Source organism: Streptomyces sp. NPDC048254, from assembly GCF_043201895.1.
Taxonomy (GTDB): Bacteria; Actinomycetota; Actinomycetes; order Streptomycetales; family Streptomycetaceae; genus Streptomyces.
In genome coordinates, this window is sequence record NZ_JBICZJ010000001.1 from 730,405 (window position 1) to 748,168 (window position 17,764).

The window sequence follows — 17,764 nt, forward strand, 5'->3', positions numbered from 1 at the left end:
GGGGGCCGGGGGCTCCGCCGGGGCGTCCGGGAAGGGGGCGGTGGCGCGACGGCAGTCCCCTCAGCCGGTCCCAATGGATGCGCATCAGCCGTCCCAAGGGGTGCGCAGTGGCTTGCGGCACCATCGGTGGGGCAGTTGCGCGTGGTCCTTCGTCGGCCGCACCCCGGGGCGCAGCGAACCCTCCGGGTCGGGAACGCTCGCCGCGTCGAAGCGGGCGTCCAGCTCGGCCAGCAGCTTGCCGAGCGCACCCTCGCGTGCCGCCGCGGGCAGGGCCTCCATCACCTCGTCCAGGCTGTCCCGGGAGTCGAGGTCGTTGCCGTACGCGCTGATCGGGTAGTAGTCGTCACCGCCCGCCCGCCCGGCCGGCTTCCATCCGGCGTACCAGGCGTTCCCAGGACGCGAAGCGATCCGCGACCGAGTACACGGGCGTGGTGATCCGCTCCCGCAGATACGGCGCGACCCACGCCCGCTCCACCTCCAGCCGAGAACACGTCGGCCAGGGGTCGTTGATCGTGCCGTCGGGGTTGTACGACAGGAGGTCGACGAAGCCGTTGACCCCTGGCGCGTCGTCGAGTTCGAGGAACACCCCGAACGGAAAACGGTCCTTCACCCTGCCCCGCGCGGCGCTCCCCAGGGGGTATCGCCGCTTCGCCGCTTCCCACATGTCCTCGCCGCTCACTTGTGCCGCACCCTCGGAAACCGCTCCTTGGACACCTCGGCCGACTTGCCCGCCCACTGGAGCAGGGTCGAGGTCGAGTGGATGCGCGTGCGTCCGGCAAAGGTACCCGAGCGCTCAGGAGCGGCTAGGGGTCATGTCCTGCAGTCCCACCACCCGTAGCAGTTGCAGGCGTTCGTAGGACTCCGTGCCCGGGCGGGCCGTGTGGATGACGAGGAGCTGGTGGTGGTCGGCGGCGAGCAGGACCTCGCAGTCAAGTTCCAGCAGGCCGACGGCCGGGTGGCGGAAGCGTTTTGTCGATGCCCGGCGTACCGAGACCTCGTGCTGGGCCCAGAGGCCGGCGAACTCCTGGCTGTGAGCGCGGAGTTCGGCCACCAGGGCGCCCGGCTCCGGGTCCGTGGGGCGGGCCGCCGCCACCGCGCGCAGGTTCGCCACGTGTTCGCGGGCCCGCACCGGCCGGTCCTCCGGCGGGAACAGGGTGTGCGACGCCGGGTCCAGGAAGAAGCGGCGGACCACGTTGCGATCCCGGGACGGGCGGCCCGAGACGTCGCCGTACAGGGCCCTGGCGAGGGCGTTCTGGGCGAGGACCTCGCCCAGGTCGGTGATCACGGTCGCGGGCGCGTCGTGCAGCCGGTCCAGGACCAGCAGCAGCCCCGGGCGGACATGGGTGCCGGTCGCCTCCCGGCGCGGGGGTTCCTCACCGGTCAGGTGGAAGAGATGGTCGCGTTCGTCCTCCGTCAGGCGCAGCGCGCGGGCCAGGGCGGTCAGCATCTGGCGCGACGGGCGCGGGCCCCGGGACTGTTCGAGACGCGTGTAGTAGTCCGCCGACATGCCCGCCAGCGACGCCACCTCCTCGCGGCGCAGGCCCGGGGTGCGGCGGCGGGCGCCGGGGGCCAGGCCCACGTCGGCGGGGCCGAGGCGGGTGCGGGCGTGGCGCAGGAAGTCGGCGAGTTCGGGGCGGTTCACCCCTCCAGGGTGGCCCGGGGCGGCCGGCTTATCCAGGGACTGCCGGTCCCCTGATCGGGAGGTCTCTCCCGGCAGGGTCCGAGGAAGCCGAGGGTGGTGGCGTCAGAGCGAAGGCGTAGAAGGAGAGAGCCATGATCACTCTTGTCACCGGTACCACGGGACAGGTCGGGCGCCGGTTCGTGCCCAGGTTGCTCGCCCAGACCCGGCCCGGGGAGCAGGTGCGGGTGCTCGTACGGGACGCGGCCCGCGGGGAGCCGTTCGCCGGTCTCGGCGCCGAGGTCGTCGTCGGCGATCTGCGGGACGAGGAGGCGCTCGGCAAGGCCGTCGCCGGGGTGGACGCGGTGGTGAACGTCGCCGCCGCCTTCCGCGGGGTGCCGGACGAGGAGGCGCGGGCCGTCAACCGGGACGCGGCGGTGGCCCTCGGGAGGGCCGCGCTCGGCGCCGGCGTACGGCGGTTCGTGCAGGTCAGCACCGGACTCGTGTACGGCACCGGACGCGGCCGCCCGCTGACCGAGGACGACGAGAGCCGGCCCGGCGGTGAGATGTGGGGCGCCTACCCCGAGTCCAAGGCGATCGCCGAGCGGGAGCTGCTCGCGCTGGTCGGCGGCATGGAGGTGCGGATCGGGCGGCTGCCCTTCGTCTACGGCGAGGGCGACCCCCACCTCGCCGACTCCCTGCGCTGGGCGGCGCACTGGGCACCGACCCAGCGGCTGCACATGGGCCACCACGCCGATGTCGGGCAGGGGCTGTTGCGCCTCCTGTACGCCCCGGCGGTGAACGGCCCGCTCTACAACATCGCCGACGACGCCCCCGTCACGGCCGTGGACCTGCACCAGCTCAACGGCGTCGAGATGCCCGAGGGCACGCACAGCCACACCGACCCCGACCCGTGGTTCGGGATCATGTCCACCCAGAAGATCCGCCGGGACCTCGGCTTCCGGCCGATCTACCCGAGCGTCTGGGCGGCCCGGGACGCCGGGGCGCTCTAGCCGCTAGCGGAGGACCTCGCACAGGTAGAGGCCGGCCGAGCCGCCGAGGGCGACGCGGTCGTCGTGCGGGTGGAAGGAGCAGGAGGACAGGTGGTTGTCCACGCGCAGCCGGCACACCACGGCCTCCGTCCCGGTGTCCCACAGGAAGGCAGAGCCCTCCATGGTTACGGCCACCAGGCGGTCGCCGTCCCGGGACAGGGCGACGGACCACACCGCTGATCCGTCCCCTTCGAGACGGCGACGCGGCAGTCCCGTGGCCGGATCCCACAGCAGTACGTGGCCGTCGTAGCCGGCTGTCGCCAGGTTTCGGCCATCGGGTGACCAGGCCACCCCCGCGACCGAGCTGGCGTGACCCTGCCATGCGGCCACCGTCCCTGTAGGGCGGCCGCTCCCGTCCAGGTGGGCGACGCGCAGCTCCATGGACGAGGTCGCGACGGCGAGTCGGGACCCGGTGGGCGAGAACGCGAGCGCGTTGACACTGGCGCCCACCGGGATCCGGTGGACCCGCTGCCACTCCGTCGTCTCCCAGAGCAGCACCTCGGCGTTGTCCCCGGCGGCCGCCCAGAGTCCGTCGGGACTCCATGCGACGGCCGCCGGATAGGCCAGCTTCCGGGCCCGAGTGAGGATCACGTCACGTCGGTCCGCGTCCCACAGGAGCAGCAGGCCGTCGTCACCGACGCTGAGCAGACGCCGCCCGTCCGGAGCCCAGGCCAGGGCCCGCAGCTCACCTCCGTGGCCGGGGGTCCAGGTCATGGTCCGCCGTCTGTCGTCGTGGCCGGACACCGCGTCATGCAGCCGGGTGGGAGGGCCCGGGATGTCGCCCGGGTCGACCATCAGCCTGCCCAGCGCGTCTCCGGCGGCAAGCGCCCCGTGGGGGGACCAGGCCACGGTGTTGACCCGGTCGGCCTGTCGCGCGTCCGGGTCCGGGTGGCGGTCGGGGATCCAGAGCCGCACGGCGGGATGACGGGTGCCGACGGCGATCAGATCCTCGTGCGGGTGCGGTGCGATCGTCCTGGCCTGGACGCTGCGGGCGGAGAAGCTGTCGGTGAGCTCCAGGCGCGGCGTGTTCTTCTGCCAGGCGAGCTTCCAGACGAATACGGTCCCGTCGTTGTCGCCCGCGAGCAGGGTGTCCCCCGACGGCACCCAGGCCAGTGCCTGGGCCCAGGTGGCACCGGCGAGCTCCTCCCCGAAGAACCGCAGGGAGGTGGGGCCGCCACCGCAGTCCATGAGGGTCACCTTCGCGGCGTGGCCGACGACGGCCAGCAGATTGCCGTCCGGATGCCAGTCCAGGTCCTGGACCGCGGGGTGGCTGGTGAGGAGTACCGCCGGTTCGTCCGCCGTCTCCTCCTGCCAGAGGTCGACCCGGCCGTTGCCGCGGCCGACAGCCAGCCCTCCCCGGGCGTGCCAGCTCACCGCCGTGCAGGGGGCGTCGCGGGGACCGAGCAGCGGCGGGCCCAGGCTGTCCTCGGAGAACGGCGCGTGCCACAGCCGTACGTCGTTGCCACAGGCCACGGCGATTGCCCCGGAGTCGGGGGCGAAGGCCGCCAGGACGCGTGGACGGTTCTCGTCGCCGATGGTCAGCCGCCGTACGATCCGCCCTTCCGCCGGGTCCACCAGCAGGACTTCGCCCCAGTCGGTGCCCACGGCGAGGTGGAGCACGTCCGGGCTCCACGACAGACCGATCACCGCGCCGGAGCCGGCTGCCGCGTCCACGACCAGGTCCGGTCTGCCGTCCTCCTCGATCCAGTGGATCCGCACGGTGCCGTCGCCGCTGCCGCTGGCCAGCACCCGGCCGTCCGGCCGCCAGCACAGGGCGTGCGCCGGGCCCGTGTGACCGGTCAGCACCCGCCACAGCCGTCCGTCGGGACGGTCGGGGAAGGGGGCTCGGGCCACCAGGCCATCGGTGAGGACCTCGTCGGTGTGGTGGAGCCGTTCCACCACCGGCTTCGCGACCAGGCAGCGGCTGTACAGGGTGGCCGCCAGGTCGATGCGCCGGGTGTGCCCGGCCAGCAGATGGGCCTCCGCGTGGACCAGTTCGCCGAGCTCCATCGCATAGGGATCCCTGCCCGGAGGCAGGAACCGGTCCAGGCGGCGCGCCGCTTCCGCTGCCAGGGCCGCGGGTCCGCTGTGCCAGACGCGTTCGACGAGGAAACGGAAGTCGGTGGTGGTGCGGTCGAGGGCGACAGAGTCGTCGGCCCCCGCGAGGTGGTAGGTGACGTTGTCCAGGAACGCGGGGTCGGCCCGTTGTGCGCCCAGCGCATGCCAGCCCTCCCCGTCGCACAGCGGGGCGTGCCCGTCCAACAGAGCGCGGTGGGCCCGCCGTACCGCCTCGGGGTCGCGGCGTCTGAGCACGTCACGGATGACATCGTGCAGCCGTACGCCCTCCGCGTCCTGCTGGGCCAGCAGGGAGTGGTCGTCCAGGTGTACGCACTCCCGCCGCGCGGTCAGCTCGGTGACTCCCCAGAGCCGGGAGAGCCAGCGGTACGGGATGTGCTGGTCCTCCGGGAAACAGGCCATGGCCAGCAGCCGGGCCAGGGAGTCGCGTCCGGTGTTCGGGATCCGGGCGAGTTCGTCGAGGCTGACGTCGACGGTGGCTTCCACCGTGCGGAGGTGGGACTCCGCGTAGGCGTCGAGGGGTTTCCCCAGACCGTGGCGGCGCAGTTCGTCGATCATGCCGCGTACGACATCGGGCAGGGCCATCCCGCTGCGCTGCACCATGCTGCGCAGCACGCCGTTGAGCAGGCCCAGGGCGAGCGGCCAGCGGCCGGAACGCTCGAACAGCGGCAGCACGGTGGTGTTGTCGGCTCCGTCGATACCCGCTGTCAGCAGGTTCAGGGACTGGGCCGGGGACATCCGGTCGATGCGGACCAGCGGCGTCGACTCGTCCAGGACGCCGCGCCTGCGCGTTGTCACCAGCCGGACACAGCCGCTCCCGCCCCGCAGGAACGGCTCCATCTCCTCCCGCTGCCACACGTCGTCGACCACCAGCAGGACCCGTCGCCCTTCCAGCGCCCTGCCCAGCTCGATGCCCGCGGCCTCCGCGGTGGCGTAGGCCGGGGGTTCGGCGCCGGTGAGGAGCCTGACGAGATCGCGCGCCTCGGCGATGGTCCGCTGCTGTGACACGTCCTGGCCGAGCTGGACCCAGAGCACGCCGTCGGGGAAGGCTGCCCGTACGTCCGGATGGTGGCAGGCCCAGGCGGCCAGCGTCGTCTTGCCGAACCCACCGGTTCCGTGGACTCCGGTGACGGAGGAGGTCAGACCCACGGTGGCGGGTGCGGCGGCGGGGCCTCCGTCACCGTCGGCCGGTCCGCCCCCGCCACCATCGGCCGCTCCGCCCTCGCCGGCCGGTGCCGCGGCCAGCAGCGACCGGACCAGGGCATCGCCCTCCGCGGGCCGTTCGACGAAGTCCGGCGCGACCTTGGGGGCCATGTGCGGGACACCGGTGAACCGCCGTGCGCCGCTCGTGCGCGGGCCGGGGAAGAGGGCGGTCTCCGGGGGACGGGCACCGGGCTCGGTCGCGGTCTTCTCCGTGGCGGCCGGTGGCAGGACCGCCGGGGCGGACGGCGGCGGCTTCACGTCGTGTCGTGCCAGTAACTCGCGGCCCGCGTGGGCCGCCAGCCGGAAGAACCGCCACCTTCCGTCGTCGCGAAGGCTTTCGTACGTGGTGAAGCGCAACGCCGTCGCCTGGACCGACAGGAGCAGCTGGTCCGACCACAGGTCCCGCCAGCCGTCCGGGACGAATCCGGTGCAGGCGGCGTACACGCCGTCCAGGAGGTCCGCCAGCCAGGGGACGATGTGCCGGAGATGGGCGTCCTGTGGCTTCACCACCTGGGACAGCAGCGCGAGTTCCTGCTCCGGTAGGAGGCCGACGGGCGCCTTCTCGGCCAGCACCGACAACATCAGTGTCGCCACGTCCCGGGTGAGGGGAGCGGTGTCGGCGAAGTCGGCCAGGTCGATCAGCCGATAGGCGTCGGAGCGGAGGGTCCCTCTGCGGTAGGGCACCATGACGTTCTGCAGATGCAGATCGCCGTGGGCCATGCCGCGCACCACCGGGAATTCCGGATCGGGCAACGACCGGTTCCCCCGGGCCATGAGCAGCGGATGGGGTACGACCACGCCATCGACCTCGATCCACGCGGTGTCCGGCAAGCGCGTGTCGACTCCGGCGACGTACTGCGTCACCGCGCCGTCCACCGAGATCAGGTCGCCGAGTTCGGACTGAAGGAATTTCGAGAGGGCGACGGACTCGGCCTGCCGGTCCTCGATCCCCCTGTTCCAGTCGTCGACCAGTCCCGTGACCACGGTACGGAAGGCGCAGCCCAGCTCGTCCCCGGACAGCTGCGCCAGCGTCATGACGTCCCGCAGACTGCCGCCGGCCGGGCTCTGGAACGTCAGCATCCGCCCATCGCCCACCGAGTACGGATCGAAGACCTGCTCGGTCAGATGCCGCTCGGCGAAGTCCCCACGCAGCCGGGAGACGTGCCACGCCCGCATGTGGACGGCGTGCTCCGCTCGCTGGTCGGCGGGGCACAGTTTGACCACGACGGCTCCCTGCCGCGGGGTGACCGTCACCGCCGCCAGCGCCGCGCCCGTATAGCCCTTGCCGGAGGGCTTCCAGCGAGGAGTGACCGGCGTGAGCGTCACGCCCTTCACTTTCGCCCACTCCAGGAGCGCCCGCGCCGCGTCCTCGTCTCCCAGGCACTCGGTCAGTTCACGAAGCACAGTCATCGCCCCCCGCACGAAGGCTCCGGTACACCGTCCCCGCCCCCGAAGCCGAACCTGGCCATTCTGCCACCGCCGAGGCGGCCCCCGAACGCCTGGCCATGTGTACATCCGGGGTACCCGCGGGCACAGTTGACAAGTCAGCCGAGGACGAGGGGGACGTCATGGGCAGTGAGCCGGCCGGAGGCTCCCGCATACTGTCGGAACAGAACGCCGAGGCATCCAGGCACCGGCTGCGCGCTATGACGGTCTCCCACCACAGGGCCCAGCGGCTGGCCAACGCCCGCACGGGTGTCTCACTGCTGCTGGCGGCTGCCGGACTCGCCACCGCGCTGCTGCCCGAACTCACCGTCTCCGTGACGGTACTCGGCGGACTCTGGGCCGTGGCATACTCCGTCGGCCTCACCTCGTGGGAGAGCAACGAGGCCCGCCGCGCGGCGCTCCTCCAGGAGTTGTTCGACGTCCGGCTGTTCCGTCTGGAGTGGAACAGCGCGATGGTCGGCCCCCCGCCCGCACCCCAGCAGGTCAACTTCCTCAGCCGGCGTTTCAGGGGCGACGAGGCGGAGTTGCGTGACTACTACGAGATCCCCGAACTGCCGTGTCCCTACGACGTGCTCGCCTGCCAGCAGCAGAACCTCGGCTGGGGTGCCCGGGTCCGCCGCCGGTACGCCCGGACCCTGCTGACGGTGATGATCGCCTGGCTGGCCCTGGGGCTGGTGGTGGGCCTCACGGCGCGCATGAGCGTGCTCGACCTGTTGCTGCTGTGGTACGTGCCCTCGCTCGGCGCGGTGATGACATGCCTCGACGTGTGCCGGACGCAGTGGGAGGTGGCCGCGGAGCGGGAGCGGGTGATGGCACTGCTGGAGACCAGGGTCGCCGCCGCCGACGACCCGGTCGCCCTGTTGACTTTCGCCCGGCAGGTCCAGGACGTGATCTTCCAGTCCCGGCAGCGGCACACCCGGGTGCCGGACTGGTTCTTCCGCCGGTTCAAGAACACGGACCGGGCGGACTTCCAGGCCGCGATGGGGCATCTGCAGAGTGTTGTCGGCCGTACGACACCACAACCCGGTTGATTCTGTGGCAGGTTGGTACGACGCGGCATGCCGACGGCGATCACCGGGCTCACCGGGGGTGTGCCGCCCACGGCGGCGGGCACGAACAGGTCCCGGACGGGGGAAGGCATGGTGGAGGGCGAGGCCGGCCTCAGGAATCTCTTCGACGACGCCTCGGCCTCCGACGCCTTGGTCGAGTGGGCGAGGAAGGGAGCGCACGGCGGCACGGTACGGCCGCTCGTCCCCGCCTGGCGGCCAACCGGGGTGAGCGCCAGCGGAGCCCTGCTGACCGCGGTGTTCGTCGCCCCCTTCCCGGGAGCCGTGGTGGTCAAGGTGTCCGCCGCCGAGCAGTCCGACGAGGGGCATGTCCATGCCCGTGCCCGTCGCACAGCACCGGATCACGTGGCTGAACTGCTCTGGACGTGGCCGGTGGGGGACGGCCGCATGCTGACGTTCCAGTCCCCGGCGGGCGAGAGCCTGTACGAGGTGGACACGATGGCGGGTCTGGGGGCCGGTGAACTCCCCGACGCCTGTGCCTTCGTGACGAATTGGCTGCTGACGAAATGGAACGACGGCCCGGGAGTCCGGAACCCCGCGACCACGGACGTCACGGACCTGCTGCGCGGTGAACTCGGCGAACTCGTCTCGCGCGGTGGCTCGGCGCTCGCCTACGGCGCGCGGATCACCCATCTGGAGGCGGACACGGCCTGGATCCGGCTCGACGGCCGGGACCTGCCGAATCCCCTGGCGATGGCCGCCGGCCACCCCGAACTGCCCGATCCGGACCTCTATGTGGCACGCGGGCAGGCGCACGGCGATCTCCATCTGCACAACATCCTGGTGCCGCGCTGGGAAGGCGTCCTCCGGCACCAGGAATTCCAGCTCATCGACCTGGCCACGTTCTCGGACGACGCGCTGCTCTCCAGGGACGTCGCGATGCTGCTCCTGTCCGCCCTGGCCCCGGACGTCCGGGCGGCGGCGGCCGGCGGCGGCGACATCCTGCTCCGGTATCTGGTGCGTCCGCACCAGGATCTCGCGGACGGCATCCCGCCCGCGACGTGCCGCCTGGTGCGTGCGGTCCGTCAGACGTGTACCGAAGCGGCCAAGGGCGGTCTGTACGACGTGTGGGCCGCCCAGTTCCTGCTCTCCCTCGTTGCCACGGGACTGCGGTTCACCACGTACGAGAACATGGGGGACGCCGGCCGGTGGTGGTACTTCCGGCTGGCGGCGCATGCCGGCGGTGAACTGCTGAGCCCTCACCACGACGGCCCGTTCCCCAGGGGACGGACGATCGGCCCGCCCCCGCCGGCCGCCCCGCAGGCTCCGTCGTCCAACGCCCATGACCCGCGCGGGCAGCGGTCCACGGGGCCCGCGCCATCGGTGGATCCCCCGGCACCGGTCGTCCGCGCGACCGTCCCGCCCGTCCCGGACCCGCCCGAGGAACTCCGCCGGTTACAGGTCTACAGCCGCACCGCCGTGATTGCCGCGGGCCACCAGGACGCCTCCGGCGTCGGCGCGCACCCGCTGGATCTCACCGCGCTCGCCGTCCCCCGGGACCTGGAGCGGTCACTCCTCGGCGTACTGGCCGACGGCCGCTCGGCGTGTGTGACCGGCGAGCCGGGCACGGGCAAGACCACGCTGCTCTGGCGACTCCACCACGAACTCGCGGCGGACATCCACGGGCCACGCCCCTATTTCCTGCGCGCCGGCGACCTGTGGAACACGTCACCGGGCACCGGACTCACGCTGGAGACGGTGCGCGCCGCCTGCCGACAGCTGCGGGGCCAGGCGGTCCTTCTCCTCGACACCGCCGACCTGCTCGTCTCCGACACCTCTGGCCTCGTCCTGGTGCAGGACCTGCTCACCGTCGCCGCCGAGCACGCCGTAAGCGTGCTGATGACCTGCCGGAAGGAGGAGGCACGCGTCCTGCGGCCGTACGTGGCCGAATTCGTCCCCGAGTGGAAGACACTCGGCCCCTACAGTCCGCGCGAGCAGGAGGCGGCCATCCGCTCGCACGCCCGCTACTTCTACGAGGGCCAGACCGAGGTCTCGGTGGACGAGGTCTGCCGCACGGTCGCGAACGCCGCGGTGCGGGGCCTGCCGATGCGCGAGGTGTGCCGGGCCCCGCTGACCCTGCGCATGCTGTTCGAGACCTTCGCGCCCAGGCTGCCGCTGGTGGAGGAGATCGACGCCACCACCCTGTACGACCTGTACTGGGAGCACCGCGTCGGCCGGGACCGGCGGGCCGGGGACACTCCGGAGGCGGGCGCGGCGCGGACGCCCGATCTCTCCGCGGCCGGCGAGGGGGTGGCCCGGCTGATGCTCCAGGAAGGCCGTCTGGACCTCACCGCCGCGGAAGTCGGAACGAGCCTGCCCGCGGAGTCCCGGAGCCCGGACCTGCTGGGCGACCTCCAGGGGCTGGTGACGCGCGGGGTGATCGAGCGCCTGGGCGCGGACGCCACGGAGCGGTACTCCTACTTCCACCAGACCCTGTTCGAGTACGCTGCCGGCCGCGGTCTCTCCCGGACCGTCGTGCCGGACGGCGGTCCCTCTCCGCTCGCCCAGTTGCTCGACTGGCTGCGGACGCACCCCGACGACCAGTTCCGGATGGCCGTCGCCGAGCAGGCCCTCGTCCAGGCCGGCCGCGCAGGCGGCCGGGTCGCCGAGGCGGCCACCGCCCTGCTGACCGCCCTGTTCGCCGCGACCCAGGACGGTCCGCCCGAACTGCACGGTCTGCGCGCTCTGCAGATACGCGTCTACGCCAGGCTGCCGGCGCCGGACACGCTGCTGCGGCGGCACTTCGGGCCCGCCGTCGCCGCGCTGCCCCCGGTGCTGGGCAGGATCTACCTGGAAGCCTTGCCCACGGCCTGCCACCGGGATCACGACCGGATCGTCGACGAACTGCTCGGGATCTGGCGCGGCGGGCACGAGGAGCTGAGACAGCCCCTGCTCGTAGTCCTGAGCCGGCTTGCGGAGAGCCTGCCCGCGAGCGTGATCTCGGTCATCGAGGCGGCCTGCCCGTTCGCGGTCCACGGCAACGGCGGCTGCCGCGGCGTCCGGTGCGCTCCCCGGGAATGCCTGTGGGCCTGGCTGCTGAACCGGCACAAGTCGGAGGTCTTCAGGTTCCTGGCCGTGCTGGAGGCACTGGCGCCGAAGCGGCCGGAGTGGGTGTGGCCCCGGCTGCGCACACTGCTGACGGATCCGTACAGCGACCTGGCGCCGATGGCCCGCTGTCTGCGGCTCGCGGCGCGGCGGCAGGACTGGCCGGAACGCCCCTACCCGGCGGTCCGGCCCGTGGTCCGGCACCGCTGGGGCCGGGAGCGCCCGCGCAACAAGGAGGGTTTCGAACTCCAGGTTGCGCTGGGCCGGTTGACGACCACCTCGTGGCTCACCGGTGATCGGCCGCCGTCGCCGGCTGCCGTCCTGACCGCGGCCGTCCGGCGGCCGGAGGACGCGATGTCCTATCCCCAGGTGCGCGCGGTGGGCGAGATGATGCTGCGGGCGCCCGTCCACGAGGTGCGGCATCTGCTGGAGGTCGTGGCACGGACCGCGGGGCCGCCGGCCATGCCGCTGCTCACCGACCATCTGCTGTTGCCGCTGCTGACCGCCGCGGACGGCGACGCCGCCACGCTCGGCGGCGACACCCCGTCGAGCCGGACCTCCGGCCAGGAATCCGGGGCCACGGCCACGGTCCGCGCCTGGCTGGCCGAGGAACTGCGGGCCCTCGACAGCCCCGTCACCCCCGTCTCCTTCGCCCACCGGCTGGCGGAGCACACCTGGAGCCGCGACCTCGACGTGGCCGCCACGGCCCGGCTGGTGGCGGAGGCATGGCCGGGGGGCGGCGACCGGGCGGACCACGACCCCGGGGGGCCGGAGGCGGAGGCGAGACTGCGCCGGATCTGGCTTTCCGACCAGGGCGCCGTCCAGCTGCTGGTGGCCGCCGCGGCGGCCGGGCACCCGCATGCGCGAAGCGCCCTGCGGCTGTGGCGCGCCGACCGCGTGCGGAAGGGCCGCGTCGAGGGTGCCGGCCGCAAGCAGGGGGTGACCCCGGAGGACCAGAAGATCGCGCTCAATCTGCAGCGGCTGGTACCCGAACATCCCGAACTGCTGGACGAGTTGCTCGCCCAAGGCACCCTGGACCCCCGTCTGGACCCGGGCTGGCTGAACGAGGCGCTGGGGCGGCCCGGAGCCGACGTCGACCGGCGACTGACCGCCGCGCTGCACCGCCACGCCGACACCCTGGAGCGGCTGTGCGATGCCACGTGGACCGGCGCGTACGGCTCGACGAACGCCAAGCGGTCCTTCCTGCTGCGCGGCAGACTCGTCGTCAGGGGTGTCCTCGAACCTCCCAGCGCCCGCCTCCTCGACGAGACCCTCGCCAGGGGTGGCCACCCACATCAGGTGCGCGCTGCGCTCATGCTGGTCGAGACGGTCATCGACCACAGCCCCAACGGTGCGCTCGGCACACCGGAGTGGCGGCACCTGGAGGAGACCTTGCGCGGTTTCACGTCCACTGCCTACACGCAGGGGCGGAGCGGGCCGGGCAAGGGCTGGCACACGGACGTCCAAGTGGTGGCGCGCCGCTGCCTGACCGGCCTGGTGTGCCGGCACCACCAGCTGCGCACGCCCCGGCAGATCGCCCAGGCGTGTTCGAGCGCGCTGAGTCACCTGGCGCGGGCCACCGAGGTGGACGACGTGACGGTGGTGGGGCGGTTCGTCGAGCGGCTCACCGAGGTCTCGCCCCAGGACGCCGTCGTCATGGTCAACGCGGCCGCCGGGACCCTGCGTGCGCTTTCGCGGGGGCAGGTGATGTCGCTGGCCCAGCGCTGGTACCGCCCGCTCTCCGGCCTCGCCGAACGGGCCACGGGGGAGCAGTGGAAGGAACTCGTGGAAGGTTCCTGGGAAGGTCCCCAGGAGATCCTGCGGGTGCTGATCCGGGCCGGTATCCGCAAGCGCACCGACGATCCGTCGGCCCACCTGCTGGCGATCGCGGACAGCAGCCCATGGCCGGACATGATCCGCGAGACGGTTCGCGTCGGCACCCTCCTGAGCACCGAGAGCAGTCGGCAGCGCTGGCTTCCGTCCCCGGCCGACCGCCCCTAGTCCACCCCTCGTATCCGCCCCACCAGCCCCGCCCCCGCCAGCCCGATCACCGCCGCCGCCAGGTAGAGCACCCGGTAGCCGCCCAGGTACGTGACGACCGGTGCGGCGAGGGCGGGCGCCGCGACCTGGGGCAGGGCGTTGGCCACGTTGATGACGCCGAGGTCCTTGCCGCGGTCCAGGGCCTTCGGCAGGACGTCCGTCATCAGGGCGAAGTCGACCGAGGTGAACACGCCGAAGCCGACGCCCAGGAGGGCCGCCGCGACGATCGCCCCCGGCCAGGTCTGCCACGCCGCGAGCAGCGCCGTCGCCGCCGCCATCAGCATCCCCGACCAGATGACGAACGGCTTGCGCCGGCCCACCCGGTCCGACCAGACCCCGCCGACCACGACCGTCGCCATCAGCGTCAGCCCGTTCACCGCCGTCAGGATCAGTACGCCCTGGTCGGGGTCGTGGTAGTGCAGGCGGTCCCGCAGGTAGTAGAGGAGGTACAGCAGCACCAGCGCGTTGCTCAGGTTGATCAGGAACCGGGTCAGCCAGGCCCAGCCCAGGTCCGGATAGCGGCGCGGGCTCAGCCAGAAGCCCGCCAGGAAGCCCCGCCGGGACCAGGGCGGCCGGTCCTCCGGGGCCAGCCGCAGATCCGGGTGGCGGAGCACGTACGGCAGCACGCCCACCGCCGTGAACACCGCGCACGCCACATAGCCCGCCCCGACACCCCCGGCGGCCGTCGCCAGCCCCGTGCCGCCGACCACCCCGAGGATCTGCGCGGCCCCCAGCCAGCCGCCCACCGAACCCCGCTGGCCCCTCGGCACCCGGTCCGGCACCGCCGCCGTCACCGCCGCGAAGGCCGCGTTCAGCGTCAGCTGGACCAGGCACCAGCCCAGCATCATCGTCCACATGCCGCCGGCGCCCGCGAGGAGCAGCAGCGACAGCGCCCCGCCCGCCGTGCCGGCGACGATCCACGGCGTCCGGCGGCCCCAGCGGGACGTCGTACGGTCCGACAGCGCGCCGAAGAGCGGGTTCGCCGCCAGCGACACCACCGCGCCGACGCCCGTCACCCAGGCCAGCATCGTCTCCTTCGACATCCCGGAGCCGGGCGCGAAGTCCTTGGCCTGGGAGGCGAGGAGGATCTGCAGGGGGCCGTACCAGCCCACCCAGATCGCCCCGTTGGCGAGGGAGAGCGCCGACGTCCAGCCCCGGCCGACCTTCTCGGCCGGTTCCGCCAGCGCGGCCGGCGCCCCCGTCGTCGTCATCCCTGCGCCTGGGATCTCGGCGCCTGGGATCTCTGGGCCCGGATCAGGTCCCGGAACCAGCCGTACGACGACTTCGGCGTCCGCGCCTGGGTGTCGTAGTCCACGTGGACCAGACCGAAGCGGCGGGCGTACCCCTCGGCCCACTCGAAGTTGTCCAGGAGCGACCAGACGAAGTAGCCGCGCACGTCCACCCCGGCCGCCACCGCCCGGTGCAGCGCCCGGATGTGGCCGTCCAGGTAGGCGATACGGTCCTGGTCGTCGACGCCCTCGTAGGAGCAGCCGTTCTCGGTGATGACGATCGGCGGGAGCTTGTCGCCGTAGCGGTCCCGGAAGCCGGTGAGGAGTTCCGTGAGGCCCTCCGGGACCACCGGCCAGCCGAAGTCCGTCACCGGCACGTCCTCGATGTCCTGGACGGAGAAGGGGAGTTCGGCGGGGAGGGTCAGCCCGCCGAACTCGATCTCGGTGCCCTGCGGGGCGCCCACCTTCGTCGGGGCGTAGTAGTTGACGCCGTACCAGTCGAGCGGCTCGGCGATCACCTTCAGGTCCGCGGCGACATCGCCCGGCATCAGGTCGCCCATGCCGTCGGGGTACTCGCCCAGCAGCACCGGCTCCGCGAACAGCCGGTTGAGGAGGAGGTCGTAGAAGCCGGCCGCCTCCAGGTCCGGCTGCTCCTGGGAGGCCGGCCAGGTGGGGCCGTGGGAGTTGGCGATGCCGATGTCGGCGGCGCCGGCCGCGCGCAGTGCCCGTACGGCCAGACCGTGGGCGAGGAGCTGGTGGTGGGCGACCGGGAGCGCGTCGAACATCAGCTGTTCGCCGGGGGCGTGGGCGCCCAGCGCGTGGCCGAACAGGGTGTGTTCGGCGGGCTCGTTGAGGGTGATCCACTTCTTGACCCGGTCGCCGAGCCGGTCCGCGACCGTCGAGACGTAGTCGGCGAAGAGCGCGGCGGTGTCCCGCTCCAGCCAGCCGCCCTTCTCGTGCAGAGTCGTCGGCAGGTCCCAGTGGAAGAGGGTCGGGACCGGCCGTACGCCCGCCGCGCACAGCTCGTCCACCAGCCGGTCGTAGAAGTCCAGGCCGCCCGCCGAGCGCACCCTCGGCCAGGAGACCGAGAAGCGGTACGCGTCCACGCCGAGGCCGGCCAGCAGGGCCACGTCCTCGCGGTGGCGGTGGTAGTGGTCGCAGGCCACCGAGGCCGTCGAGCCGTCCTTGATCCGGCCCGGCTCGGCCGAGAACACGTCCCACACGGAGGGCTCGCGCTCGTCGGCCGCGCCCTCGATCTGGTGGGCCGAGGTCGACACACCCCAGAGGAAGCCGTCGGGGAAACCGGGGAAACCGGGGAGACCAGGGATACCGGGTATCGGATGGACCGCGTCAGTCGCCATGGCCGGGATCATCCTTACCACCGGTAACAGAAGTCAACGTCCGGACGTGAACTACCCGTTACCGGTACCGCTTAGGCGCCCTCCTTCAATACCCTTGAGATCAGCTCGCGTTGCTCGGAGGTCAGCCGCGGATCGGCCGCGTACACCGTCCGCCCGTCCACCGTGATCTGGTACGCGAAGCCGTCCGGCACCCCGGGCGGCGGCGTGCCCCGGCCGGCCGCGAGCGCGTGCTCGGCCAGGGCCTGCCACTCATGGGCGTCGGGCCGGCCCGAGGTGTCCACCTCGGCCCGCCGCTCGATGCCCGCGAACCCGCCCGTACGCCTCACCTGAATACGCATGGGTCCCTGTGTAGTACGGGATCAGCCGGTCTGCACACCCACCTGCGCCCACGCCTTGAGGACCGCCTCGGTCTCCTCGCCCTCCTTGAAGCGGGCCCTGGCCGCCGTCACGGTGAGCTTCGCGAAGTCCGTGAAGCGGGCGTCCGACCGCAGTTCGCCGCCGGTCAGCACGTCGTACCAGATCAGCCCGGCCCGCTCCCAGGCGTTGCCGCCGAGCGCACTGGCGAGGAGGTAGAAGGCGTGGTTGGGGATGCCGGAGTTGATGTGCACCCCGCCGTTGTCCCGGTTGGTCTTCACGTACTCCGCCATGGTCGCGGGCTGCGGGTCCTTGCCGAGGCGGGGGTCGTCGTACGCCGTGCCCGGGGCCTTCATCGAGCGCAGGGCCACGCCGTGCACGCCCGGGGCGAGCAGGCCCTCGCCGATCAGCCAGTCCGCCTGGTCGGCGCTCTGGCCGAGGGAGTGCTGCTTGATGAGCGAGCCGAAGACGTCCGAGACCGACTCGTTGAGGGCGCCGGACTGGCCGTAGTACTCCAGGTTGGCGGTGTACTGGGTGACGCCGTGGGTGAGCTCGTGGCCGATGACGTCGACGGAGCTGGTGAAGTCGGTGAAGATCTGCCCGTCGCCGTCGCCGAACACCATCTGCTCGCCGTTCCAGAAGGCGTTGTCGTAGTCGACGTCGTAGTGCACGGTCGCGTCGAGGGGCAGCCCCTCGCCGTCGATGGAGTCCCGCTCGTACGCCGTCAGGTACAGCTCGAAGGTGGCGCCGAGGCCGGCGTAGGCGCGGTTGACGCTGGCGTCCTGGCCGGGCTCGGAGCCCTCGTCGCGGACCTTGGCACCGGGCAGGTCGGTGCCGTGCCCGGCGTCGTAGATCGTGCGGTGCGGGGTGCCGGTGGCGGCCGTCGCCGTCGGGGCGACGGCGCCGCGGACCGTGGTGATCCGGCGGCGGGTGCGCTGCGCGGCGTCCTGCTGGAGGGTGCGCAGCGCGGAGCCGGCGAGCTCCCGGTCCTCGTGGGTGGCGAGGTGGTCGAGGATGTGCGGCGGCACGATGGTGCAGAAGATGGGCCTGTGGCCCCCGTTGGTCGTCATGGACCGCACCATCGCACTGAGTTATCTCGCTGTCACTACCCGCAACCATGATTGGTGAAATACGGTGACAATTGACCACCCTCTGTGAGTGGGAGTGGTATGGCGCACTATTTGTCCCATTCCTCCCGGCGGTCCCGCATACTGATACGGCGCCCCGCGTCCGGAGGGGGCTCGGCTAGCATGCGGAGCATCATGCGTTTCGG

General features: G+C 72.4%; 11 protein-coding genes. 3 read left to right on the top strand and 8 right to left on the bottom strand.

Annotated elements, in window-relative coordinates; genetic code table 11:
* Positions 1 to 84: 84 nt before the first annotated feature.
* The 3 genes from ACGFZQ_RS03330 to ACGFZQ_RS03340 all read right to left on the bottom strand — a co-directional run bounded on the left by ACGFZQ_RS03330 (position 85) and on the right by ACGFZQ_RS03340 (position 1,642).
* On the bottom strand, positions 85 to 282 hold the full coding sequence (locus tag ACGFZQ_RS03330; protein ID WP_393838933.1) for a hypothetical protein: 198 nt from the start codon (positions 280 to 282) through the stop codon (positions 85 to 87).
* A 61-nt stretch (positions 283 to 343) separates the two neighbouring features.
* Positions 344 to 679, bottom strand: coding sequence for a hypothetical protein (locus ACGFZQ_RS03335; protein ID WP_393838934.1), 336 nt, complete (start codon positions 677 to 679; stop codon positions 344 to 346).
* A gap of 114 nt (positions 680 to 793) precedes the next feature.
* A complete protein-coding gene (locus ACGFZQ_RS03340) occupies positions 794 to 1,642 on the bottom strand; it encodes a helix-turn-helix transcriptional regulator (protein ID WP_351731041.1) in 849 nt (282 codons plus the stop codon).
* Between the two features lie 131 nt (positions 1,643 to 1,773).
* Here ACGFZQ_RS03340 and ACGFZQ_RS03345 point away from each other — a divergent pair, with 131 nt between their 5' ends.
* Complete coding sequence (locus ACGFZQ_RS03345; protein ID WP_393838935.1) at positions 1,774 to 2,631, top strand: NAD-dependent epimerase/dehydratase family protein; 858 nt, start codon at positions 1,774 to 1,776, stop codon at positions 2,629 to 2,631.
* 3 nt (positions 2,632 to 2,634) lie between these two features.
* Here ACGFZQ_RS03345 and ACGFZQ_RS03350 read toward each other — a convergent pair whose 3' ends face one another.
* Entirely contained in the window at positions 2,635 to 7,359 is a 4,725-nt protein-coding gene (locus ACGFZQ_RS03350) for an NB-ARC domain-containing protein (protein ID WP_393838936.1), read from the bottom strand.
* Positions 7,360 to 7,517: 158 nt separating this feature from the next.
* Here ACGFZQ_RS03350 and ACGFZQ_RS03355 point away from each other — a divergent pair, with 158 nt between their 5' ends.
* The gene (locus ACGFZQ_RS03355) at positions 7,518 to 8,426 is read left to right on the top strand and encodes an S-4TM family putative pore-forming effector (RefSeq protein WP_393838937.1); all 909 of its coding nucleotides are present in this window, start codon (positions 7,518 to 7,520) and stop codon (positions 8,424 to 8,426) included.
* 27 nt (positions 8,427 to 8,453) lie between these two features.
* On the top strand, positions 8,454 to 13,508 hold the full coding sequence (locus ACGFZQ_RS03360) for a hypothetical protein (protein ID WP_393838938.1): 5,055 nt from the start codon (positions 8,454 to 8,456) through the stop codon (positions 13,506 to 13,508).
* Here ACGFZQ_RS03360 and ACGFZQ_RS03365 read toward each other — a convergent pair.
* From ACGFZQ_RS03365 to ACGFZQ_RS03380, 4 genes are all read right to left on the bottom strand, one after another.
* A complete protein-coding gene (locus ACGFZQ_RS03365) occupies positions 13,505 to 14,758 on the bottom strand; it encodes an MFS transporter (protein WP_393838939.1) in 1,254 nt (417 codons plus the stop codon). The genes ACGFZQ_RS03360 and ACGFZQ_RS03365 overlap by 4 nt on opposite strands.
* On the bottom strand, positions 14,755 to 16,137 hold the full coding sequence (locus ACGFZQ_RS03370) for a GH1 family beta-glucosidase (RefSeq protein WP_393838940.1): 1,383 nt from the start codon (positions 16,135 to 16,137) through the stop codon (positions 14,755 to 14,757). Before ACGFZQ_RS03370 ends, ACGFZQ_RS03365 begins: the two co-directional genes overlap by 4 nt.
* Before the next feature lie 71 nt (positions 16,138 to 16,208).
* Positions 16,209 to 16,475, bottom strand: coding sequence for a protealysin inhibitor emfourin (locus ACGFZQ_RS03375; RefSeq protein WP_351731053.1), 267 nt, complete (start codon positions 16,473 to 16,475; stop codon positions 16,209 to 16,211).
* Between the two features lie 21 nt (positions 16,476 to 16,496).
* Positions 16,497 to 17,561, bottom strand: a complete 1,065-nt coding sequence (locus ACGFZQ_RS03380) for a M4 family metallopeptidase (protein ID WP_393838941.1) — start codon at positions 17,559 to 17,561, stop codon at positions 16,497 to 16,499.
* Positions 17,562 to 17,764 lie beyond the last annotated feature (203 nt).

Bases quoted from the DNA above. Each gene is read 5' to 3' on its own strand.
- ACGFZQ_RS03345 (WP_393838935.1), top strand. From the start codon at position 1,774: ATGATCACTCTTGTCACCGGTACCACGGGACAGGTCGGGCGCCGGTTC.
- ACGFZQ_RS03350 (WP_393838936.1), bottom strand. From the start codon at position 7,359: ATGACTGTGCTTCGTGAACTGACCGAGTGCCTGGGAGACGAGGACGCG.
- ACGFZQ_RS03355 (WP_393838937.1), top strand. From the start codon at position 7,518: ATGGGCAGTGAGCCGGCCGGAGGCTCCCGCATACTGTCGGAACAGAAC.
- ACGFZQ_RS03360 (WP_393838938.1), top strand. From the start codon at position 8,454: ATGCCGACGGCGATCACCGGGCTCACCGGGGGTGTGCCGCCCACGGCG.
- ACGFZQ_RS03365 (WP_393838939.1), bottom strand. From the start codon at position 14,758: ATGACGACGACGGGGGCGCCGGCCGCGCTGGCGGAACCGGCCGAGAAG.
- ACGFZQ_RS03370 (WP_393838940.1), bottom strand. From the start codon at position 16,137: ATGGCGACTGACGCGGTCCATCCGATACCCGGTATCCCTGGTCTCCCC.
- ACGFZQ_RS03375 (WP_351731053.1), bottom strand. From the start codon at position 16,475: ATGCGTATTCAGGTGAGGCGTACGGGCGGGTTCGCGGGCATCGAGCGG.
- ACGFZQ_RS03380 (WP_393838941.1), bottom strand. From the start codon at position 17,561: ATGACGACCAACGGGGGCCACAGGCCCATCTTCTGCACCATCGTGCCG.